This window comes from Kaistia sp. MMO-174, assembly GCF_037147815.1.
In the GTDB taxonomy this organism is placed as follows: domain Bacteria; phylum Pseudomonadota; class Alphaproteobacteria; order Rhizobiales; family Kaistiaceae; genus Kaistia; species Kaistia nematophila.
Genome location: NZ_JBBCUO010000001.1, coordinates 436,484 through 457,543, shown reverse-complemented (window position 1 = coordinate 457,543; position 21,060 = coordinate 436,484). Strand labels below are relative to the sequence as shown.

The 21,060-nt window shown below is 67.1% G+C and carries 17 protein-coding genes; 12 read left to right on the top strand and 5 right to left on the bottom strand.

Features of this window, described 5'->3' with window-relative positions; genetic code table 11:
- The first annotated feature begins 5 nt into the window (after positions 1-5).
- Genes WFK98_RS01945 through WFK98_RS01935 form a run of 3 tightly spaced genes read left to right on the top strand, consistent with a single transcriptional unit; the run spans position 6 to position 2,861 of the window.
- On the top strand, positions 6-923 hold the full coding sequence (locus tag WFK98_RS01945) for a dihydrodipicolinate synthase family protein (RefSeq protein ID WP_336799094.1): 918 nt from the start codon (positions 6-8) through the stop codon (positions 921-923).
- A gap of 7 nt (positions 924-930) precedes the next feature.
- Positions 931-1,959 carry an aldo/keto reductase gene (locus WFK98_RS01940; protein WP_336799093.1) on the top strand — a complete coding sequence of 343 codons (1,029 nt, stop codon included), beginning with the start codon at positions 931-933 and terminating at the stop codon, positions 1,957-1,959.
- A 20-nt stretch (positions 1,960-1,979) separates the two neighbouring features.
- The gene (locus WFK98_RS01935; RefSeq protein WP_336799092.1) at positions 1,980-2,861 is read left to right on the top strand and encodes an amidohydrolase family protein; all 882 of its coding nucleotides are present in this window, start codon (positions 1,980-1,982) and stop codon (positions 2,859-2,861) included.
- Positions 2,862-2,985: 124 nt separating this feature from the next.
- Here the strand turns inward: WFK98_RS01935 and WFK98_RS01930 are convergent, their stop codons facing one another.
- Complete coding sequence (locus WFK98_RS01930) at positions 2,986-3,699, bottom strand: CBS domain-containing protein (protein WP_336799091.1); 714 nt, start codon at positions 3,697-3,699, stop codon at positions 2,986-2,988.
- Positions 3,700-4,013: 314 nt separating this feature from the next.
- Here WFK98_RS01930 and WFK98_RS01925 point away from each other — a divergent pair, with 314 nt between their 5' ends.
- Entirely contained in the window at positions 4,014-5,210 is a 1,197-nt protein-coding gene (locus WFK98_RS01925) for an acetate/propionate family kinase (protein ID WP_336799090.1), read from the top strand.
- 110 nt (positions 5,211-5,320) lie between these two features.
- The gene (locus WFK98_RS01920) at positions 5,321-7,702 is read left to right on the top strand and encodes a phosphoketolase family protein (protein ID WP_336799089.1); all 2,382 of its coding nucleotides are present in this window, start codon (positions 5,321-5,323) and stop codon (positions 7,700-7,702) included.
- A gap of 15 nt (positions 7,703-7,717) precedes the next feature.
- Here WFK98_RS01920 and WFK98_RS01915 read toward each other — a convergent pair whose 3' ends face one another.
- The 3 genes from WFK98_RS01915 to WFK98_RS01905 form a co-directional block, all read right to left on the bottom strand.
- Entirely contained in the window at positions 7,718-8,404 is a 687-nt protein-coding gene (locus WFK98_RS01915) for a CBS domain-containing protein (protein ID WP_266339142.1), read from the bottom strand.
- Positions 8,405-8,529: 125 nt separating this feature from the next.
- Positions 8,530-11,079: an arylsulfatase gene (locus tag WFK98_RS01910; protein ID WP_336799088.1), complete on the bottom strand. Its 2,550-nt coding sequence runs from the start codon at positions 11,077-11,079 to the stop codon at positions 8,530-8,532.
- Positions 11,080-11,468: 389 nt separating this feature from the next.
- A complete protein-coding gene (locus WFK98_RS01905; RefSeq protein WP_336799587.1) occupies positions 11,469-11,948 on the bottom strand; it encodes a GNAT family N-acetyltransferase in 480 nt (159 codons plus the stop codon).
- A gap of 564 nt (positions 11,949-12,512) precedes the next feature.
- On the opposite strand from WFK98_RS01905, the gene WFK98_RS01900 reads away from it, so the two are divergent.
- On the top strand, positions 12,513-12,956 hold the full coding sequence (locus WFK98_RS01900; protein WP_266339140.1) for a MaoC/PaaZ C-terminal domain-containing protein: 444 nt from the start codon (positions 12,513-12,515) through the stop codon (positions 12,954-12,956).
- Between the two features lie 18 nt (positions 12,957-12,974).
- Entirely contained in the window at positions 12,975-13,853 is an 879-nt protein-coding gene (locus WFK98_RS01895; protein ID WP_266339139.1) for an amidohydrolase family protein, read from the top strand.
- A 67-nt stretch (positions 13,854-13,920) separates the two neighbouring features.
- On the opposite strand, the gene WFK98_RS01890 is transcribed toward WFK98_RS01895, so the two are convergent.
- On the bottom strand, positions 13,921-14,901 hold the full coding sequence (locus WFK98_RS01890; RefSeq protein WP_266339387.1) for a LacI family DNA-binding transcriptional regulator: 981 nt from the start codon (positions 14,899-14,901) through the stop codon (positions 13,921-13,923).
- 164 nt (positions 14,902-15,065) lie between these two features.
- Between WFK98_RS01890 and WFK98_RS01885 the strand changes: the two genes are divergently transcribed.
- The 5 genes from WFK98_RS01885 (at position 15,066) to WFK98_RS01865 (ending at position 21,055) form a co-directional block, all read left to right on the top strand.
- The gene (locus tag WFK98_RS01885; protein WP_266339386.1) at positions 15,066-16,274 is read left to right on the top strand and encodes a CaiB/BaiF CoA transferase family protein; all 1,209 of its coding nucleotides are present in this window, start codon (positions 15,066-15,068) and stop codon (positions 16,272-16,274) included.
- Between the two features lie 48 nt (positions 16,275-16,322).
- Positions 16,323-17,303, top strand: a complete 981-nt coding sequence (locus WFK98_RS01880) for a substrate-binding domain-containing protein (RefSeq protein ID WP_336799087.1) — start codon at positions 16,323-16,325, stop codon at positions 17,301-17,303.
- Positions 17,304-17,485: 182 nt separating this feature from the next.
- Complete coding sequence (locus tag WFK98_RS01875) at positions 17,486-18,484, top strand: ABC transporter permease (protein WP_266339137.1); 999 nt, start codon at positions 17,486-17,488, stop codon at positions 18,482-18,484.
- A 78-nt stretch (positions 18,485-18,562) separates the two neighbouring features.
- Positions 18,563-19,528, top strand: coding sequence for a sugar ABC transporter substrate-binding protein (locus tag WFK98_RS01870; protein WP_266339136.1), 966 nt, complete (start codon positions 18,563-18,565; stop codon positions 19,526-19,528).
- A 51-nt stretch (positions 19,529-19,579) separates the two neighbouring features.
- A complete protein-coding gene (locus tag WFK98_RS01865; RefSeq protein ID WP_336799086.1) occupies positions 19,580-21,055 on the top strand; it encodes a sugar ABC transporter ATP-binding protein in 1,476 nt (491 codons plus the stop codon).
- Positions 21,056-21,060 lie beyond the last annotated feature (5 nt).

Below are 21,060 nucleotides of genomic sequence, written 5' to 3'. Positions count from 1 at the left end.
ACATCATGTCCCTCCCCGCGCTGCACGGCGTCGTGCCGATCCTGGTGACGCCGTTCCATGAAGACGGTCGGATCGACGAGGAAAGCCTGGCCAACCTGGTCGAGTTCAACATCGCCGCGGGCGTGCATGGGCTCGGCGTCGCGCTCGGCAGCGAGGTGTTCAAGTTCAACGAGGCCGAGCGGGCGCAGGTGACGCGCGTCGTCATCGAGGCGGCGGCCAAGCGCGTTCCGATCGTCATCAATTCCGGCGCCGCCGGCACCGACCTCGCCGTGTTCTATTCGAAGGCGGCGGAGGCGGCCGGCGCCGACATGCTGATGGTGATCCCGCCCTCCTTCATGCCGGTCAGCCCGGACGAGATCTTCGACTACTACAAGGCGATCGACGCCGCCGTCGGCATTCCTGTTATCCTGCAGGACGTGCCGCAGGCGCCAATCTCGCCGGGACTGGCGCTGAAGATCGCGGCCGAATGCCCGAACGTGAAATACATCAAGGTCGAGACCCTGCCGGTGACGAGCAAGGTCGCCGCGATGGCGGAACAGGCCGGCGACCGGCTGACCATCTTCGGCGGCGCCGGCGGCAGCTATTTCATCGAGGAACTCCGGCGCGGCGCGCTCGGCACCATGCCGTTCTGCAGCCAGCCGGCCGATTTCGTCGCCGTCTGGGACGCGTTCCGCAAGGGTGACCAGGCGACGGCGCGCCGGCATTTCGACGCGACGATCATGGCGATCAACCGGCTCGCCGTACAGGGCGGCGACATTTTCTATTTCATTCACAAGCAGATCCTCGTCCGTCGCGGCGTCATCCGCACCGCCGTCGTCCGCAGCCCGACGACCGCGATCGACCGCATCACGGCGCGCGAGATCGAGGAACTGATCGCTGAGATCGTGCCGGTCGCGACTCCGTTCCGGCAGCTGGCGGCCTGAGACGGCCATGGATCCGTTTGCGCTTCGCCGCCTCGGCCGCACGGAGCTCCGCCTGCCGCAGCTCGGCTTCGGCGGCGCGCCGTTCGGCAATCTCTTCACCGTCGTCAGCGACGACGAGGCCGAGGCGACGCTGCAGGCGGGCTGGGACGCGGGCCTGCGCTATTTCGACACCTCGCCCTGGTACGGGCGGGGCCTGAGCGAGCACCGCATCGGCCGCTTCCTGCGCCGGCAGAAGCGCGAGGATTTCCGCATCACCACCAAGGTCGGCCGCGTCTTCACCGCGCCGGCCGATCCCGCCGCCTTCGCCGCCAGCACGCGCGACTGGCCGAACGGGCTGCATTTCGAGCACCGCCACGACTACAGCTATGACGGCATCCTGCGCTCCTATGAGGACAGCCTGCAGCGGCTCGGCCTCAACCGCGTCGACGCCCTGCTGATCCACGATCTCGACCTCGCCAATCTCGGTTCCGAGGCGCTCGTCAGCGCCCATCTCGCCGAGCTCGCGACGGGCGGCATGCGGGCGCTGCAAGAGCTGAAGGCGGCGGGCCGGATCGGCGCCATCGGCGCCGGCGTCAACCGCATCGGCACGATTCCCCGCTTCCTCGAATTGCTCGACCTCGACTTCTTCCTGGTCGCCCTGCCCTACACGCTCGCCGAACAGCCGGTGCTCGACCACGAATTCCCGCTCTGCGAGCAGCGCGGCGTCGGCGTCGTCATCGGCGGCGTCTTCGCCTCCGGCATCCTCGCCACCGGCGTCGTTCCGGGCGCGACCTACAACTACCACCCGCCGACGCCGGCCGAAGCCGAGCATGTCCGGGGCATCGAGGCCGTCTGCGCCCGGCACGGCGTGCCGCTCGCCGCCGCCGCGCTGCAGTTTCCACTGCATCATCCGATCGTCGCCTCGGTGATCCCCGGCGGCTTCCGGCCCGACCATGTCACCCGCAACATCGCCTCGATGCAGCACGCGATTCCCGACGCGCTCTGGGCCGAGCTGAAGCATAAGGGCCTGTTGCGCGCCGATGCGCCGACGCCCTGAATCCGAAAAGAGAGCCGCCGATGCCCGCCTTTCCGATCATCGATACCCATCTGCATATCTGGGATCCGGCCCGGCTCGATTATGCCTGGATCAAGGGCAACCCGCTGTTCGATCGGCCCTATCATGTCGAGGACTATGCCCGCGACCTCGGCCCGGTCGCGGTCGAGGCGATGGTGTTCCTCGAATGCTTCGCCGATTTCGACTCCGAAAGCGGCCAGTATCTGGAGGAGGTCGCCTTCGTCGAGGACGAGGCAAGGCGCGATCCTCGCCTGAAGGCGATCGTGCCGATGGCGCCGCTCGAACGCGGCGCGCGGGCCGAGCCGATCCTGGCGGAAATGGCCGAAAAGCACCCGATGGTGAAGGGCATCCGTCGCATCGTCGAGTTCGAAGCCGATCCGCGCGCGCTGACGCTGAGCGCCGATTTCATCGCGGGCGTGAACCTGCTCGAAAAGTTCGGCATGCATTTCGAGATCAACGTCAACTACACGCAGATGGACCTCGTCCGCGAGTTCGTGAAGCACATCCCGGATGTGCCGATGATCCTCGACCATTGCGGCAAGCCCGGCATCCGGGCCGGCGCGATCGAGCAATACCGCGCCGACATCGCCGAACTGGCGCGCCATCCGAGCCTCTCGATCAAGCTCTCCGACCTACCGGTCGAGGCCGACTGGCAGCGCTGGAGCGAGGCGGATCTCCGTCCCTTCATCGCGGCGACGATCGAGACCTTCGGCGTCGACCGCGTCATCTATGCCGGCGATTATCCCGTCTGCCTGCAGGCGACGACGCTACCGCGCTGGGTCGAGGTGCTGGATCGCGCCTTCGCCGATCTCGGCCTCTCCGAGGCCGAGACGCGGAAGATATACCGCGACAACGCCAACGCGTTCTATCGGCTGGGGCTTTAGCTCTCGACGCCGACGAAGGCCGAAGCAAGCCCCTCACCCCAGCCCTCTCCCGCATGCGGGAGAGGGTTGGGGTGAGGGATTTCCCTGCCCCCCTTCCCAAGCGGGCTGGAGAGCCCCCCCGACCTTATTTCCGGTCGGACGGCAGGATCACCGTGCCGGAGACCGGTTCGACCCAGATGATCTGGTCATTGACCGCCTTGACGCCGGGGACGTTCTCGGCGGCGACACGCGCCGCCGCGCGCGTGTTCTCGTCGAAGATCGTACCGGTCAGCTCGACGACGCCGTCACGGACCGTCACGCGGACGAGGCCGCCGCTGCCCCAGCTCTGCTTCGCGATCTCGGCCACGATCGCCTCGCGGATACGCTCGTCGTCGGAGACGACGGCGTCGTCGCCCGGCAGAGCGCGGGCGAGCGCCCGCAGCAGATCGGATCGCGACACAATGCCGATCAGCTTGCCATTGTCGACGACCGGAAGCCGCTTGATGCCGTGGCGGCTCATCAGTTCGACCACTTCCTCCAGCGAGGCTTCCCTGTTGGTGGTGAAGACGCCCTTGGTCATCACCTCGCCGACCTTGCGGCCATGCGCGCGGACATAATCTTCCGCCGCCTGGCCCTGGCCGGAGAACAGCTCCAGCCACCAGGACCGCTTCTGCTGGGTGCCGAGTTCGCCGCGACGGAGAAAATCGCCCTCGCTCACCATGCCGACCACCCCGCCGTCTTCCGAAACAACAGGCAGGCCGCTGATCCGGTGCGACAGCATCAGCCGCGCCGCTTCCGCGATGGTGGTGGAAGGGGAAATGCTGATGACCGGGCTGGTCATCACGGTCTCGACTAGCATGGCAGTCTCCCGGAAGTGGGACGGAGAAATGGGCCCATCCGCGAAAGGCGGACGGGAAGAACCGGCCGAGGCTGGCGATCGCCACCGGGCTCCCGTCATCGCAACTGCCGACCATCCGGCAAGCTTCGCAGACCGGACGTCGCCGGCATTGACCTCGATCAAGCCCCAACGCCAAGTTGCGACCGGCGCGGCGACAACGTCAATCCCGCCAACCGCGACGCCCCGTCGCAAGCGCGTGTCATCCCGTCGTCGCGGGTGGATCTTGCTCGCGAAAAGGGTATCGTCGGCGCAATGCTGCAACCTCGGGACGCGCCATGGCCACGCCGATCCTGCTCACCCTCAACCCGGGCTCGTCGACCATCAAGCTCGGTCTCTACGCGCTCGACGAGGGAGGCCCGCGCCGGCTCGGCCGCGGCATCATCGACCTGCAGCACGACCCGCTCAGCCTGCGCATCGACGTGGACGGACAGAGGGCCGAGATCACGCTGACGGCCCGCCCCTCGCCCGACCTGCACGAGGTCATGGAAGAAACGCTGGAATGGCTGGCGCACCACCTGCCGGGGCACCCGATCACAGCGTTCGGCCATCGGGTCGTGCATGGTGGCGCGCGCTTCGCCGGCCCGGAGCGCATCACGGACGAGACGCTGGAGGCGATCGCCGCGCTCACGCCGCTGGCGCCCCTGCACCAGCCGCAGAGCCTGCGGCTGATCAGGGCGATCCGTCATTTCTGGCCCGAGCATCCGCAGACGGCCTCCTTCGACACCGCCTTCCATCGCAGCCAGGACGAACGCGTGCGCCGCTTCGCCCTGCCTCGCGCGCTCTTCGACGAAGGCATCCAGCATTACGGCTTCCACGGGCTTTCCTATCGCTTCATCGCGGGCGAACTCGCCCGGACGGCTCCCGAGCTTGCACGCGGCCGCGTCGTCGTCGCCCATCTCGGCAGCGGCGCCAGCCTTTGCGGGCTCGAAAGCGGCGCGAGCCGCGACACGACCATGGGCTTCTCGACGCTCGACGGCATACCGATGTCGACCCGCTGCGGCGCGCTCGACCCCGGTGTCCTCCTGCACCTGCTGCAACAGCGGGGGCTCGATGCCCAGGCGGTCTCGGACATGCTCTATCACCGCTCCGGCCTCCTGGGGATTTCCGGGATCAGCGCCGATGCGCGCATGCTCGCCGAGAGCGGCGCGCCCGAGGCTCGCCAGGCGCTGGAGATCTTCGCCTTCCGCATCGCCCAGTCGGTGGCGGCGCTCGCGACCACCTTGGGCGGGCTGGACGGCGTCGTCTTCACCGCCGGGATCGGCGAGCACCAGCCGGCCGTGCGCGCCGCCGTCTGCGCGCATCTCGCCTGGCTCGGCGCCGCGATCGACCCGGAGGCGAACGCCGCCAACGCCACCCGCATCGAGGCGGCGTCCAGCCGGATCGCCGTGCGGGTGATCCCGACCGACGAGGAGCAGGTAATCGCCGAGGAGGCCGCCACCCTGCTGCGGGGCATCCTGCCAAACGCGGTTTGATGCCGATCAAGGCAAGCGCCGGCCGCATCCCGCAGGAATCGGGTCGCCGGCATGAGGAAAACCAGGCGGCGTCGAACGTGACGCCGGTCCGAGCGGAGGAAGGATCGAAGATGACCGACGCCAATAAGGCCAGCGCCGAGGAACTCGCGCTGATCGACCGCTACTGGCGCGCCGCCAACTATCTCTCGGTCGGCCAGATCTACCTGATGGACAATCCGCTGCTGCGCGAGAAGCTGCGGATCGACCATGTGAAGCCGCGCCTGCTCGGCCACTGGGGCACGACGCCGGGCCTCAACTTCCTCTATGCCCATCTGAACCGCGTCATCCGGCGCGACGACCTCGACGTCATCTTCATCTGCGGCCCCGGCCATGGCGGCCCGGCGGTGGTCGCCAACACCTATCTCGAAGGCAGCTACAGCGAGATCTATCCCGAGATCGCCGAGGACGAGGACGGCATGCGGCGGCTGTTCCGCCAGTTCTCGTTCCCGGGCGGCGTGCCGAGCCATGCCTCGCCCGATACGCCCGGCTCGATCCATGAGGGCGGCGAGCTCGGCTATGCGCTTGTCCATGCCTATGGCGCGGCCTTCGACAATCCCGATCTCGTCGTCGCCTGCGTGGTCGGCGACGGCGAGGCGGAGACGGGTCCGCTCGCCGCCTCCTGGCAATCGAACAAGTTCATCAATCCGGCCCGCGACGGCGCCGTGCTGCCGATCCTGCACCTGAACGGCTACAAGATCGCCAACCCGACCCTGCTCGGCCGCCTCGGCGACGATGAACTCAGGAAATTCTTCGAGGGCCTCGGCCACGAAGTGTTCTTCGTCGAGGGCTCGGAGCCTGCCGCGATGCACGCGGCGATGGCGTCGACGCTCGACGCGGCGCTGGCACGGCTGCGCGACATCCAGGCCAAGGCGCGCTCCGGCGGGCCGGTCGAGCGGCCGCTCTGGCCGATGATCGTCTTCCGCAGCCCGAAAGGCTGGACCGGCCCGAAGGAGGTGGACGGGCTGAAGACGGAAGGGTTCTGGCGCTCGCACCAGGTGCCGCTCTCCGGCATCGCCAGCAACCCGGCCCATCTCGCCCAGCTCGAAAGCTGGCTGAAGAGCTACCGGGCGGAAGAGCTGTTCGACGAGGCCGGCCGGCTGTTGCCAGAGCTGCGGGCGCTCGCCCCGGCCGGCACGCGGCGGATGGGCAGCAACCCGCACGCCAATGGCGGCCTGCTGCGGCGGCCGCTGCTCTGCCCGGATTTCCGCGATTTCGCCGTAACGGTCGCCGCCCCCGGCGCCGTCGAAGCCGAGGCGACGCGGGTGCTCGGCGCCTATCTGCGCGAGGTGATGCGGCTGAACGCCGAGACGCGCAATTTCCGCATCGTGGGGCCGGACGAGACCGCCTCGAACCGGCTCGACGCCGTGTTCGCCGTGACCGACCGCGCCTGGATGGAGCCGACGATCCCGGAGGACGTCCACCTGTCGCCGGACGGGCGGGTGATGGAGGTGCTGAGCGAGCATCTCTGCCAGGGCTGGCTGGAGGGCTACCTGCTCACCGGCCGGCACGGCCTGTTCTCCTGCTACGAGGCCTTCATCCACATCGTCGATTCCATGTTCAACCAGCACGCAAAATGGCTGAAGGTCTCGCGCGAGCTGCCCTGGCGCAAGCCGATCGCCTCGCTGAACTACCTGCTCACCTCGCATGTCTGGCGCCAGGACCACAACGGCTTCAGCCACCAGGATCCCGGCTTCATCGACGTGGTGGCGAACAAGAAGGCCGACATCGTCCGCATCTACCTGCCGCCGGACGCCAACACGCTGCTCTGGGTCGGCGACCATTGCCTGCGCACGCATGACCGCATCAACGTCATCGTCGCCGGCAAGCAGCCGGGGCCACAATGGCTCGACATGGAGAGCGCGGTGAAGCACTGCCGCGCCGGCATCGGGCTCTGGGATTTCGCCTGCAACGACCAGGGCGCCGAGCCCGACGTCGTCATGGCCTGCGCCGGCGACGTGCCGACGCTGGAGACGCTCGCCGCCGTCGACCTGCTGCGCCAGCATTTCCCAGCGCTGAAGATCCGCGTCGTCAACGTCGTCGACCTGATGGCGCTGCAGGACGAGAGCGAGCATCCGCACGGCCTCGCCGCGCGCGATTTCGACGGCCTGTTCACCACCGACAAGCCGGTCGTCTTCGCCTTCCACGGCTATCCGCACCTGATCCACCGGCTGACCTACCGGCGCACCAACCACGCCAATTTCCATGTCCGCGGCTTCATGGAGGAAGGCACGACGACGACGCCGTTCGACATGACGGTGATCAACGGCCTCGACCGCTTCCACCTCGCCATGACGGTGATCGACCGCGTGCCCGGCCTCCTGCCCGCCGCCGCGCACGCCAAGCAGGCGATGCAGAACAAGCTGATCGAGCACGAGGAATACATCCGCCGCCACGGCGAGGACATGCCGGAGATCCGCGACTGGAGCTGGCCCTACGGCGCCGGCTCCGCCTAGGGCCGGCCCGCGCGGCTAGAACAGCGTCGTGTCGCTCTCGGCGAGCGTCAGGTCCATGACGCGGACGACGCCGGGAACGGCCTCGGCGGCGACGCGCAGCGCCGCCTGCTCCGACGGCGTGCCGACGACGCCGCGATAGGTCACGACGCCGCCGGAGACGGCGACGTCCTGGTCCTGCAGGCGGAACCAGGGCTGCTTGCGCAGTTCGGTCAAGAGCAGCGTGCGGATCTCGCGGTCCCGGTCGGTCGATTGCCGCGTCTGCTCGATCTCGTCGACGGCGCGCAGCACATCGGCGCGCGAGATCATGCCGACCGGCCGGTTGCCGTCGCGCACGACGACGCGGCGGATATGGTTCTTCGCCATCAGCTCGACGATCTTCAGCAGCGGCGCATCCTCGGGAACGGAGATCACCTCGCTCGTCATCACGTCGGTCGCGCGCATGCCGTGGCTCCTGACGTAGTCGTCGGCCAGGATCTGGTCGTTGGCGAAGATGCGGAGCCACCAGGGACGGCCGATCTCGGTGCCGGCGCGCTCGCGATGGATCAGGTCCTCCTCCGAGACGATGCCGGCGAGAGCGCCGCTGTCGTCGATCACCGGCACCGCGCTGATGCGCTTTTCGATCAGCAGCTTCGCGATATCGGCGACCGGCGTCTCCCGCTCGACCGAGATTACCGGCCCATGCATGATGTCCCTTGCCAGCATTCCCCTACCCTTCCTGTTCCGAACCGCGGGCCTCGGCCCGTCCGGACAGTTTGCCGCCTGCGGCCGCATCCTCCCTTGAGGCAGATCAACCGCCGCGCGAGCGGCCGCCGATCCGGTCCGTACGGCTACTCGCTCGAATGATTGTCGCGCTGCGCCGCGCGCAGGCGCTGGATATCGGCGGGCGACAGCACCGGTCGGTCGATCTTGATCGTCAGCCGGTCGATCGCGCCGGCGAAGGGGAACGGCACCTGGTAGTCCTGGTCGTCGACCGATGTGCCGGTGTCCGAGCCGATGTCCATCGTCTCGTCCCATTGCAGGATGACGGGAACCGTCTGCTCCATCCGCTCGCTCGCCACCACCTTGCCATCGACCGAAAGCGTCCCGTCCGCCGGCCGGCCGACGCCGCTCATGTCGTTGAAGGCGAAGGTGCCGAAGCCGAGCCCGTCATATTTGAGATCGAACACAAGCCGGTGCTTGCCGGGCGTCAGCGCCTCCTTGCCCTCCCAGCGCACCCGCTTCAGGTCGAGCAGGTTCCAGACATAGACCGGCTTTCCCTTCAGCACATAGAAGCCGTAGCCGCCGAACCGGCCGCCCTGCGTCAGGATCATGCCGTCGCCGCCGCCTTCCGGAATGTCGACATCGGCGGTGATCGTGTAGGAGGTCGCCAGCAATTGCGGCGCGTCGCCCATCGGAATGCCGGTCAGCGAACCCGAATAGGTGAATTCGGATCGCCCGGCGGTGACGCTCGGCCGTGGCGTCACCATCCGCGTGGCCACGGAATTGTCGAGCGGGAACACCTGGTAGCGCGCCGCCTGGGTCTGGAAGAGTTCCTGCATCTCCGTCAGCTTGGCCGGATTGGCCGCCGCCAGGTCGTTGTTCTGCGTCCAGTCCTTGGTGAGGTCGTAGAGTTCCCACTTATACGCGTTGATGACGTCGGGATTCGGCGTCGCGCCGAGTTCCCAGGGTGGGCTGATCGGCACCGTATTGGCGTACCAGCCCTTGTGGTAGATGCCGCGATTGCCGAACATCTCGAAATACTGCGTCTCGTGCCGGGTCGGCACGTCGGCATCGGCCTTGTCCCATGTATAGGCCATGCTGACGCCCTCGATCGGCTTCTGCGCCACGCCGTTCACCATCACCGGCGCCTGGATATGCGTCGCCTCGAGGATGGTCGGGACGATATCGATGACATGGTGGAACTGGTTGCGGATGCCGCCGGGATCCTTGATGACGTCAGGCCACGACATCGCCATGCCCTGGCGCGTGCCGCCGAAATGCGACGCCACCTGCTTGGTCCATTTGTAGGGCGTGTCGAAGGCCCAGGTCCAGCCGACCGCCATGTGCGGATAGGTCTGGTCCGATCCCCAGGCGTCGTAGAAATATTTGAGCTGGTCGGCGACCGGCACCTCGACGCTGTTGAACTGGGCCACCTCGTTCGGCGTGCCGTTGAGCGAACCCTCGGCGCTCGAGCCATTGTCGCCGCTGATATAGATGATCAGCGTGTTGTCGAGCTTGCCGGCATCCTGCACCGCCTGGATCACCCGGCCGATCTCGTGATCCGTATAGGCGAGATAGGCCGCGTAGACATCGGCCTGGCGGATGAACATCTTCTTTTCGTCGGCGGAGAGCTGGTCCCAGTTCTTCAGCCGATCGCTCGGCCAGGGCGTCAGCTGCGCGTCGGCGGGAACGACGCCGAGCTTTTTCTGGTTGGCGAAGATCTGGTCGCGCAGCGCGTTCCAGCCCTGGTCGAACAGGTGCATGGCGCTGATCCGGTCGATCCATTCGGGCGTCGGATGATGCGGTGCATGCGTGCCGCCCGGCACGTAATAGACGAAGAACGGTTTCGACGGATCGACCTCGTTCAGCATCTTGATGTGGTTGATGGCCTCGTCCGCCATCGCCGTGGTCAGGTTCCACCCGGGGTGGCCGAGATAGGGATAGATCGCCGTGGTATTGCGGAAGAGATTCGGCTGCCACTGGCTCGTGTCGCCGCCGACGAAGCCGTAGAAATAGTCGAAGCCCATGCCGCCCGGCCACTGGTCGAAGGGGCCGGCCTGGCTCGCCTCGAAGGCGGGCGTGTTGTGGTCCTTGCCGAACCACGACGTGGCGTAGCCGTTCTCGCGCAGGATCTCGCCGATCGTCGCCGATTCCGGACCGATGATGCTGTCATAGCCGGGGTAGCCCGTCGCCATTTCGGAGATCTGGCCGAAGCCGACCGAGTGGTGGTTGCGCCCGGTGATCAGCGCCGCGCGGGTGGGCGAGCAGAGCGCGGTGGAATGGAACTGCGTATAGCGCAGGCCGCTTGCGGCGATCCGGTCGAGCGCGGGCGTCGGGATGACGCCGCCAAAGGTGCTTGGCGCGCCGAAGCCGACATCGTCGGTCATGATCAGCAGCACATTGGGCGCGCCGGCCGGCGGCACGATGCGCGGCGGCCAGAACGGCCGCGACTGCGCCGCGTTCAGATTTATCTCTCCGCCGAAGGGTGGCGGCGGATTGGGCAGATAGCGCCCGTCGATCGTCGTGGTGGCGTCGGGTGCGCCGGGCGTCCCGGTCACCTGCTGCGCGCCCGCGGGCGCCGACACCAGCACCAGCGCCGCCAGCGCGGCGGCCGATTGCAGGATCACTGCCCGGATAGGAAAATTCGCGGCAACGGCATGAAGATTCCCGGCGCGCATGAACGCCTCCCGTGATGGGGCGGGCCCGATCCGGTGCGTCGCCGTTGCGGGCAAGGCCGGATGGACCTCGCTTGAACCAAAGCAATGAGCCCTTCGATATCTGCGGATCTTGCATTTGCCATTTGCGGATATTGCAGGCTCGCAAGCTCCGGAGAGCAGCGCCCGCAAGATCGGCCCGACCAGGCATCGGTCTCATCAAGCGGCGCTCACCCGCCTCCGGCGAACAGACTTTCGCTGCCGAGTTCACGGGAAGTCTTGGAAGAGCGGATGAAATGCTTAGGTGCTTGCAAGATCGATGTATTCAAACAAGAGCGTGCAGCAGAAAATACGCTTCCATTCCGATCCGGTCGATACAAGCAAGATCAACGTTTCGCGATTTCGGCACCGCGCTAGAGTTCCAGGGACAGAAAGACCGTTCCAGGTGGCGTCGGCGCGTAATAGGCGTCACATGATTGAAAGCCGAGGCCGCGGTAGAGCGCGAGCGCGGCCTGCATGCTGGAAAGCGTGTCGAGCCGGATCCGCCGATAGCGGAGCGTCCGCGCCTGTGCGACGACCGCCTCGGCGAGCGCCCGGCCCAGCCCGCTTCCTCTCGCCTCCGGCAGGATGAAGAGCCGCTTCAGCTCGCACTCGCCCTCGGCCGGCAACGGCCGGAGCCCGACGCAGCCGACCGCCCCGCCTGCGGCATCCCGCGCCAGGAAAAGCTCACCCTCCGGCGCCGCGTATTTGCCGGGCAGGCCGGCGACTTCCGAGTTGAAGCCCTGGTAGCCGAGATCGATTGGCAGCGTCGCCGCATAGCGCTTGAAGAGGCGCGCGACATCGCGCAGGTCCTCGGCTGTTCGCGCCCGCGCAATGGTGAAGCGGTCACGCATCAGCACCGGCCGCGCCCGGCAGAGGTCGGCGCAATCACCATCGCGCCGATCCGACGCGTCGAGCCGACCCGATGCCTTGAGCCCGCCTGCTGCTTCAAGCCGACCTGGAGCTTTGAACCCGCTCGCTGCATCGGGATGTCCGTCCTGGAAATGTCCATCTTCTGGAGCCGCCTCCCTTGATAAGGCTCGAGGCGCCAACGCGAAAGGTCCGCGGCATTCGAGCGGTCCCGGCGCGAACAGACAAGGGAGTTTCCGCGGCAATCGGGCCGCCACCCTCCGCGCCGCCTCGCATGCGCCGTCTTCCACCCCGCCCTGCCGCCCGCCGCCTTCCGTCCTGCGTGCTGTTTCCTGTCCCCTCTGCCTTCTGCCCTCTGCCCGTTGCCTTCGACCTCACGCTTTCCGCCGCCCATCTCCGGTCTCCGCCCTTACGCCCCCTGCCTCTGCCTGACCGGAGGCCGCTTGTAGTTCGGGCATGATAGCGCTAACCTGCGGCAAGCCAAAAATGGCGAAAATGACGCCATCGGTTAACGGATGGTTACCAAGAATCATTGTTAAAGGACGACAATGGCCCGCTATTTCGAGGATTTTCATGAAGGCGATGTGTTCTGGTCACCGGGCCGGACCATCACCGAGGCCGACGTCATGGCGTTTGCCGGTCTGTCGGGCGACTATAATCCCGCCCACACCGACTATCAGTTCGCCAGCCGCGGCCCCTTCGGCAAGCCGATCGCGCACGGATTGCTGGCGCTGATCGTCTCGGCCGGCCTCGCCGACCGCGATGGCGGCCTCGACGGCACCGCGGTGGCCTTGCTCGGCGTCAACTGGCAGTTCAAAAAGCCGGTGTTCTTCGGCGATACGCTGCGACTGAAACTGACGGTCTCCAGCACCCGCCGGACCAGCAAGGGCGATCGCGGCGTCATCGTTCGCGACATCGCCGTCCACAACCAGCATGACGAAATCGTGCAGGAAGGCGCCTTCACGACGATGGTCATCGCACGGCCGAACTGAAGCATACCGGGAGGAAACATGACCACCGAAGCGTTCGAATTCGTCGACGCCCACCACCACTTGTGGGACCTGAAGAGCGGCATCCGCTATGGCTGGCTGACCGACAAGCCGTTCGTCGGCCACCCGTCGGGCGACTATTCCGCCATCATGAAGGATTATCTGGTCACCGATCTGCAGCGCGAGGGCGCGCCGGTCAACCTGATCAAGTCCGTGCATATCGAGACCGCCGACGGCGAAATCGACACCGTGCGCGAGACCGCCTGGCTGCAGGAAGTCGCCGACAAGCACGGCATGCCGAACGGCATCATCGCGCGCGTCGATCTCGCCGCCGACAATGCCGCCTCCGAGCTCGAGCGGCACATGCAGCACGCCAATTTCCGCGGCGTGCGCATGCTCTCCTTCATCGGCCTCGACTTCCTCGCGGATCCGTCTTTCCGTCGTGGATTCAACGAGTTGCAGAAGCGCGACCTGATCTACGACATGGACGCCGGCTGGCCGCAGATGGGCAAGGCCTTCGACCTCGCGCGCGATTTCCCGCGCTCGACCATCATCCTCGGCCATTGCGGTTTCCCGAAGGAACGCACCGTCCCCTATTTCAACGAATGGCGGAAGGCGATCCGGCATCTGGCCGAGGCGCCGAATGTCGCCTGCAAGCTGTCCGGACTCGCCATGGTCGACCATGGCTGGACGGTGGAGACGATCCGGCCCTGGATCGAGGTCTGCATCGAGGCCTTCGGCCCGTCGCGCTGCATGTTCGGCACCAACTGGCCGCTCGACGGCCTGTTCAGCGATTATCCGACCGTCGTGAACGCCTATCGCGAGATCGTTTCCGGCTATTCGGCCGACGAGCAGCGCCAGCTTTTCCGCACCACGGCCGAAGGCTGGTACCGGATCTGAGGCCATTTCGGGACGCTGCGCTTTGCCGCCATCCCCCTGAAAAAATAGAAGAAGCGTCGCGGCGGCGTCAGGCGCTGCCGCGACGGATCAATTGGTGCTGCAGGGCGACCGTCGTCGGCGCCTCGTCGCCATCGACGCGCGCCAGCAGCAATTCCGCCGAGGTCCGGCCCATCACGTCCGGCTGAATCCGCACGGTCGTCAGCGACGGCGTCACCAGCCCCGCCAGGTCAAAATCGCCGAAGCCGCAGATCGCCAGTTGCTCGGGCACGCGCAGGCCGCGCCGGTTGCATTCGAGCAGCGCGGCGAGCGCCAGGCTGTCAGCCGAGAAGAAGATCGCATCGGTCAGCGGCGCCTGCGCCAGCACCGCGTCGAGGCCGTGAATGCCGTCCTGGGTGCTCATCGGCAGCACCAGCTCGATACGCACCGGCGGCGGCAGGCCGGCCTCGGCGACCGCCTTGGCGAGGCCGATGAAACGGCCATTGGCGCGCGAATCCTGCGAGGCGGCGCCGCCGACAAAGGCGATGCGCTGGGCGCCGCGCTTCAAGAGCAGCGCGCCGACGTCGCGGCCGGCGGCGATGTTGGAGAAGCCGGCGGCGCAGTCGATCGGCCGCGCGTCGGTGTCCCAGGTCTCGACCACCGGCACGCCGCTCTGGCGCAGCAGGTCCATGGCGCGCGGCGTGTGGTGCAGGCCGGTCAGGATGAAGCCCATCGGCCGCCGTTCCAGCAGCGTCTGGATGATCTGCTCCTCGCGCAGCACCGAATATTCGCTGTTGCCGATCACCACCGAGATGCCGCGCAATTCGAGCGTGTCGATCGTCGCCTTGACCTGGGCGGCGAAGGCGGAGCTCGACAGCGTCGGGATGACGACGGCGACGACGCGGCTGTTATTGGAGGCGAGGTTCCGCGCCGCCTCGTTCGGGATGTAGTTGAGCTCGCGGATGGCATCCTGGACCCGCTTGCGCGTCTCCTCGGTCACCATCTCCGGCCGGCCGATGACGCGCGACACGGTCTGGGCCGAGACGCCGGCCCGCGCGGCGACGTCCGCCATGGTGACAACGCCCGTCCCGGCTGGAGCATTTCCAAATCGTCTTCGGCGCATTGACAGCCCCCTATGTTGGCGCTAACAGATATAGAAACTTGTTAGCGCTATCAACAATCATCAAACGCCGCCCACCAAAACCGGGCGCAGAAACGACGGAAATGGGAGTGGCGATGAGCCAGGAAGTGCGGAACAAGGCCCAGATCCTTTCGGGCTACCGCGTGCTCGATTGCACGGTCGCGATGTCGGGCCCGTTCGCGGCGCAGCGCATGGGCGACATCGGCGCCGACGTGATCAAGGTCGAGCCGGTCGAGGGCGAGTGGCAGCGGCGCATGCCGGCCGGCGGCGGCGCCCGCACCATCAACGCCTCGTTCCTGTCGCTGAACCGCAACAAGCGCAGCCTGGCGATCAACCTGAAGTCGCCGCAGGGCCAGGCCGCCCTGCACAAGCTGGTCCAGAACGCCGACGTCTTCATGCAGAACTACCGCCCGCATGTGGCGAAGAAGCTCGGCGTCGACTACGACACGCTGAAAGCGATCAACCCGCGCCTGATCTATGTCTCGATCTCCGGCTACGGCGCCGAGGGCCCCTATTCCGCCCGCCCGGGCCAGGACCTGCTGTTGCAGGCGCTTTCCGGCGCCATGTATTCCGCCGGCCAGGCCGACGGCCCGCCGCAGCCGGTCGGCCAGTATGTCGTCGACGCGACCACCGCCTATGCCGCCTTCGAGGGCGCGCTGGCGGCACTGCTGCACCGCGAGCGCACCGGCGAGGGCCAGCTCGTCGAGGTCAACATGCTCGACGCCGCGATCTCGTTCCAGATGCAGGAGCTGTCGGTCTTCACCATCGACGGCAAACCGCAGAAGCGCACGCAGGAGCCGCACGGCCACGTCTATATCCGCGCCCCCTACGGCGTGTTCGAGACGCAGGACGGCTATGTCGCCCTCGCCTTCCCGCAGCTCGCCAAGCTCGGCGAACTGTTCAACGAGCCCGCCTTCCTGGCGATGAACGACGACGTCGACCCGTTCGAGCAGCGCGACCTCATCCATCAGCTGGTCGCCAAGCACAGCCGCGGCTGGAAGCGCGCCGAACTGATCGACGCCATGCTGGCGCTCGGCCTCTGGGCCGGCCCGGTCAACGACTTCGCCGCGACGGTCGAGGATCCGCAGGTGAAGTTCAACGGCAGCTTCGTCGAATACGACCACCACACCGAGGGTCACCTGAAGACCCCCGGATTCCCCATCCGCTTCAGCAAGACCCCGTCGACCGTGGAGAGAGGCGCGCCGCTGGTCGGCGAGCACAGCCGCGAGGTCCTGGCCAATGCGGGTTTCGAAACCGAAGAGATCGATCGCCTGATCTCGGAGGGCATTGTCGGCGCGCCCTAGGCGCGACAGGAGGGGCGGCGAAGGCCGCCGTCGAGGAGGGAGGAAATCATGAACATCACCAAGCGGGCGCTCATCGCGCTCGCCGGCGCGGCGGCCCTCGTGGCCGCGGCCGGCATGCCGTCGGCGGCGCAGGCCGAAGGCAAGCAGATCGTCTATCTTTCGGCCGGTCTCGACGCGCCCTTCTGGCGCTACGTGTCGAAGGGCGTCGAAGCGGCGGCGAAGGAGCACGGCTATGATTTCGTCGCGCTCGACAGCCGCAACAACACGCAGACGCAGCTGCAGAACACGCAGGATGCGCTCGTAAAGGGCGCCAGCGGCATCGTGCTCTCGCCGACCGACTCCTCGACCGCGCCGGCCGTGCTCAACCTCGCCCAGAAGGCGGGCGTCCCGGTGAGCTTCGCCGGCATCGGCACCACCTCGGGCGAATACGTCACCTTCGTCACGTCGAACGACGAGGCCGGCGCCTATGACGTCGGCAAGGCGCTGGCCAAGGCCTTCGAGGCCAAGGGCTGGAAGAACGCCGAGGTCGGCATGGTCACCATCTCCCAGGCGCGCCAGAACGGCGTCAAGCGCACCAACGGCTTCGTCCGGGCGATGGAAGAGGCGGGCAACAAGATCGTCGCCCGCAACGAGATGCAGACCTACACCGCCGACGAGACCTATCGCTTCGTGCAGGACATGCTGACGGCGCATCCCGAAATGCGCGGTATCTTCGTGCAGACGGATTCGCCGACGCTCGGCGCCAAGCGCGCCGTCGACGCCATGCGCCGCGGCGGCGAGACGCTGATCGGCGCCTTTGACGGCGTGCCGGAGTTCCTGCCGATGATCGAGGACGGCTCGATCGTCGCCAGCGGCATGCAGCAGCCCTACCTGATGGGCAAGACGGCCGGCGAAAGCGTCATCGCCAAGCTGGAAGGCGGCAAGACCGAGAAGGAAGTGGTCCTGCCGATCCTTACCGTCAGCAAGGACAACATGGCGGCGATCCTGCCGGACCTGAAGCTTACCGTGTTCGCCGGCGAACTCAAATAAGCGGCAGGGTCGGCGGCCTCGCGCCGCCGGCCCACCTCCAAGCGGACCGGTCCCGGCCGCGCCTTTCCATTCCAATCGATGAACGACCCGCGAGCCGGGGCGCCTGATGGCGGCCGGCTGCGCGGAACAACGGATACGAGATCGTCCGCGCTGGGCTGCGACGATGCGAGGGAGACAGGATGATGACCAACGTCGCAACGGGCAACGCCGCGCAGAGCGGATGGACGCAATCGCTCCGAGGGTTGCTGCTGACCCGTGAAGCCGGTGTGCTGGGAGCCTTGCTGGCGCTCTGCATCGTCTTCGCCGTGGCAAGCCCGGTCTTCCTGACGGGCACCAACATCCTCAACCTGCTGCGCCAGATCTCGCTGCTCGGCGTGCTCGCCGTCGGCGCCACCTATGTGCTGATCATCTCGGAAGTCGACCTCTCGGTCGGCTCGCTCTACGGCTTCGCCGGCATGGTCGGCGGCCTCCTGATCGTCGGTGGCGTGCCGGAGACGGCGGCGATCCTGATCACGCTGCTGCTCGGCCTCGGCATCGGCGCCATGAACGGTGCCATCACCGTCGTCGGCCGCATCCCGTCCTTCATCACCACGCTCGGCACGCTTTACCTGATCCGCGGCGCCACGCTCGTCATGAGCAACGGCATGCCCGTCTCGCTGCCGCACGGCCAGGGCGCCGCGCCGATCCTCACCGGCATCGCCCAGGGCCGGCTGATCGGCAATTTGTCGAACCAGGTCCTGGTCCTGATTGTCGTCGCGGCCATCGGCTTCTTCCTGCTCCACCGGACGACCTTCGGCTTCCACATCTTCGCCGTCGGCGGCAACGACCGCGCCGCGCGCATCGTCGGCGTGCCGGTGTCGCGCACCAAGATCGTCGCCTTCGCCATCGCCGGCCTGCTCGCCTCGTTCGCCGGCATCATCAACTTCGGCTTTCTCGAGAACGTCCAGCCCGTCACGGGCATCGGCCTGGAGCTCGACGTCATCGCCGCGGTCATCATCGGTGGCACGCGGCTCGGCGGCGGCGAGGGCTCCATCCCCGGAACCCTGCTCGGCGTGCTGCTGATCGGCGTCGTCCGCAATGGCCTGATCCTGCTCGGCGTCACGCCCTTCTGGCAGACGACCCTGATCGGAGCGGTCGTGCTGACGGCGGCGCTGATCGGCGGACTGACATCGAAGAAATAGCCAACCAACACGCGAACCAACGAACTTCGGACTGAACGAACTTCGGACGAAGCGAACTTCACCTGGGAGGAAACCACCATGCTACGCGCTACCCTGTTTGCGGGCCTCGCCACGCTCGCCCTGCTCGTCCCGGCAGCCGCCGCGGACTTCACCCTGTCGCCGGCGATCAAGGCCCGCGCCGAGGCCAAGGAAAAGCCGACCTTCGTCGTCTCCTACCATGACCCCGCCCTTTCGGTGGCCGTGCCGATGCGCACCGGCGCCGAGGCGGCCGGCAAGGAGCTGAACGTCAACGCGCTGTTCACCGGCCCGGTCGGCGGCGGCGCCGAGAAGCAGGTGGCCGAGCTCGAGAACTGGATCACCAAGGGCGTCGACGGCATCGCCGTCTCCTCGTCCTCGACCGACGCTCTCGCGCCGGTGATCAACAAGGCGCTCGCCGCCGGCATCCCGGTCGTCACCTTCAACACCGACAATCCGGCTTCGCAGCGCCTGACCTTCGTCGGCCAGGACCTCGTCTATTCGGGCGTCGTCATGGGCGAGACCCTCGTCAAGGAGATGGGCGAGAAGGGCAAGATCCTGATCTTCACGGTCGACGCCGCTGCCCAGTGGTCGAAGGACCGCGAGAACGGCGCCCGCCAGGCGCTCGCCAAGCACCCCGACATCGCCATCGCCGGCCTGATCAACACCACCAACGAGCCGCAGCAGATCTACGCCGCGATCGAGAACGCCGTCCTCGCCAACCCCGACATCACCGGCATCATCTCGCTGGATTGCTGCTCGTTCCCGGCGATCGGCCAGTATCTCGAGCGCAACGGCATGGCCGGCAAGATCCCGGTCGTAGGCTCCGACCTGCTGCCGCAGACCCGCGAGCTGATCATCTCGGGCGCGCTGACCTCGACCATCACGCAGAACCCGCAGCGCCAGGGCCATGACGCGGTCGTCGTGCTCAACGAGATCTACGCCGAGGGCAAGATGCCCCCGAGCCACACCGACACCGGCGTCGAAGTGATCGACAAGTCCAACGTCGAGAAGCACCAGGCCGAGTAAGGCCTGCTGCCCCTGCCCTGCCTAGATGATCCAGAACGAGAGTATGCGCCGATGACTTCGATGCTCCAGCTTCGCGACTTGGGAAAATCCTTCGGGAGCTTCTGGGCGCTGCGCAAAGTCAGCATCGACTTCAAGCAAGGCGAGGTGCATGCGCTCGTCGGTGAAAACGGGGCGGGCAAGTCGACCCTGATCAAGCTGATCGCGGGCGTCTACAACCTGAGCGAGGGGGCCATCATCGGCCCCCTCGGCACCGAGCTCCGCATGAAGACGCCACGCGATGCGCTGACCAGCGGCATCGGCGTCGTGCACCAGGAGCTCGACCTGTTCGACAACCTGACCGTCGCCGAGAACATCGCCCTCGGCATCGACGACGGCGGCTTCGTCAAGCCGTCGAAGGCCGCCATGGCCGCACGGGCGCGCAAGGCGCTCGACGAGCTCCAGGAACAGAAGATCCTGCCGTCCATGCGGGTCGGCGACATCTCCTCCTCCGACAAGCAGCTGGTGGCGATCGCCAAGGTGCTGACCTGGGACGCCAAGGTCATCATCTTCGACGAGCCGACCTCGGCCCTCAACGCCGCCGAAGCGGCGCGCCTGCTGGAGCGTATCCGGCATCTGAAATCCGTCGGCGTCACCATCATCTATGTCTCGCACAAGCTGGGCGAGATCTTCTCGATCGCCGACCGCATCTCCGTCATCCGCGACGGCACGCTGATCACGACGCGCCCTGTCGCCGAGTTCGACCACGAGAAGGTCGTCGACGCGATGCTCGGCCGCCAGCCGGCCGAAATCTTCCCGGCCCAAGTCAAGCCGCGCCCGACCAATGAAGTGCTGCTCGACGTCACCGACGTGCATGGCCGCGAGCTGGCCGGCGCCTCGCTCAAGGTGCGTGCCGGCGAGATCGTCGCGCTGGCGGGCCTGCCCGATTCCGGCCCCTCCTCGCTGCTACGCCACATCTTCGGCATGGATCACGCCACCTCGGGCACGATCGCCATTTCGGGCCGCCCGATCGGCCGTTCGTCGCCGCGCGCCGCCATCCGCAGCCGCGTCGCCTATCTGCCGGCCGACCGCCTGCGCGAGGGCATCCTGCCGCTGATGAGCGTGCTGCGGAACGCCGAGGCGACCGACGAGGCGATGCATGCCAGCACCGGCAGGGAGCGCCGCAACAAGGCGCTCGACGCCATCCGCCGGCTCTCGGTGCGCACCTCGTCCATCCTGAACCGCATCACCTCGCTCTCGGGCGGCAACCAGCAGAAGACGCTGATCGCGCGCTGGCTGGTCATGCAGCCCAAGGTGCTGATGCTCGACGACCCGACGCGCGGCGTCGACATCGGCGCGAAGTCGGAGATCTACCACATCCTGCGCGGCATCGCGGATTCCGGCGCCGCCGTGGTCTTCACCTCGTCGGATTCGCTCGAGCTCGCCCGCCTGTCGGACCGCATCCTGCTGTTCCGCCATGGCAAGGTCGTCGAGGAGATCGTTCGCGACGTCACCCACGCAGAACTCGATCGCGCGATCAGCGCGGCCTAACAGAG

Bases quoted from the DNA above. Each gene is read 5' to 3' on its own strand.
- WFK98_RS01945 (WP_336799094.1), top strand. From the start codon at position 6: ATGTCCCTCCCCGCGCTGCACGGCGTCGTGCCGATCCTGGTGACGCCG.
- WFK98_RS01940 (WP_336799093.1), top strand. From the start codon at position 931: ATGGATCCGTTTGCGCTTCGCCGCCTCGGCCGCACGGAGCTCCGCCTG.
- WFK98_RS01935 (WP_336799092.1), top strand. From the start codon at position 1,980: ATGCCCGCCTTTCCGATCATCGATACCCATCTGCATATCTGGGATCCG.
- WFK98_RS01930 (WP_336799091.1), bottom strand. From the start codon at position 3,699: ATGCTAGTCGAGACCGTGATGACCAGCCCGGTCATCAGCATTTCCCCT.
- WFK98_RS01925 (WP_336799090.1), top strand. From the start codon at position 4,014: ATGGCCACGCCGATCCTGCTCACCCTCAACCCGGGCTCGTCGACCATC.
- WFK98_RS01920 (WP_336799089.1), top strand. From the start codon at position 5,321: ATGACCGACGCCAATAAGGCCAGCGCCGAGGAACTCGCGCTGATCGAC.
- WFK98_RS01915 (WP_266339142.1), bottom strand. From the start codon at position 8,404: ATGCTGGCAAGGGACATCATGCATGGGCCGGTAATCTCGGTCGAGCGG.
- WFK98_RS01910 (WP_336799088.1), bottom strand. From the start codon at position 11,079: ATGCGCGCCGGGAATCTTCATGCCGTTGCCGCGAATTTTCCTATCCGG.
- WFK98_RS01905 (WP_336799587.1), bottom strand. From the start codon at position 11,948: ATGCGTGACCGCTTCACCATTGCGCGGGCGCGAACAGCCGAGGACCTG.
- WFK98_RS01900 (WP_266339140.1), top strand. From the start codon at position 12,513: ATGGCCCGCTATTTCGAGGATTTTCATGAAGGCGATGTGTTCTGGTCA.
- WFK98_RS01895 (WP_266339139.1), top strand. From the start codon at position 12,975: ATGACCACCGAAGCGTTCGAATTCGTCGACGCCCACCACCACTTGTGG.
- WFK98_RS01890 (WP_266339387.1), bottom strand. From the start codon at position 14,901: ATGGCGGACGTCGCCGCGCGGGCCGGCGTCTCGGCCCAGACCGTGTCG.
- WFK98_RS01885 (WP_266339386.1), top strand. From the start codon at position 15,066: ATGAGCCAGGAAGTGCGGAACAAGGCCCAGATCCTTTCGGGCTACCGC.
- WFK98_RS01880 (WP_336799087.1), top strand. From the start codon at position 16,323: ATGAACATCACCAAGCGGGCGCTCATCGCGCTCGCCGGCGCGGCGGCC.
- WFK98_RS01875 (WP_266339137.1), top strand. From the start codon at position 17,486: ATGACCAACGTCGCAACGGGCAACGCCGCGCAGAGCGGATGGACGCAA.
- WFK98_RS01870 (WP_266339136.1), top strand. From the start codon at position 18,563: ATGCTACGCGCTACCCTGTTTGCGGGCCTCGCCACGCTCGCCCTGCTC.
- WFK98_RS01865 (WP_336799086.1), top strand. From the start codon at position 19,580: ATGACTTCGATGCTCCAGCTTCGCGACTTGGGAAAATCCTTCGGGAGC.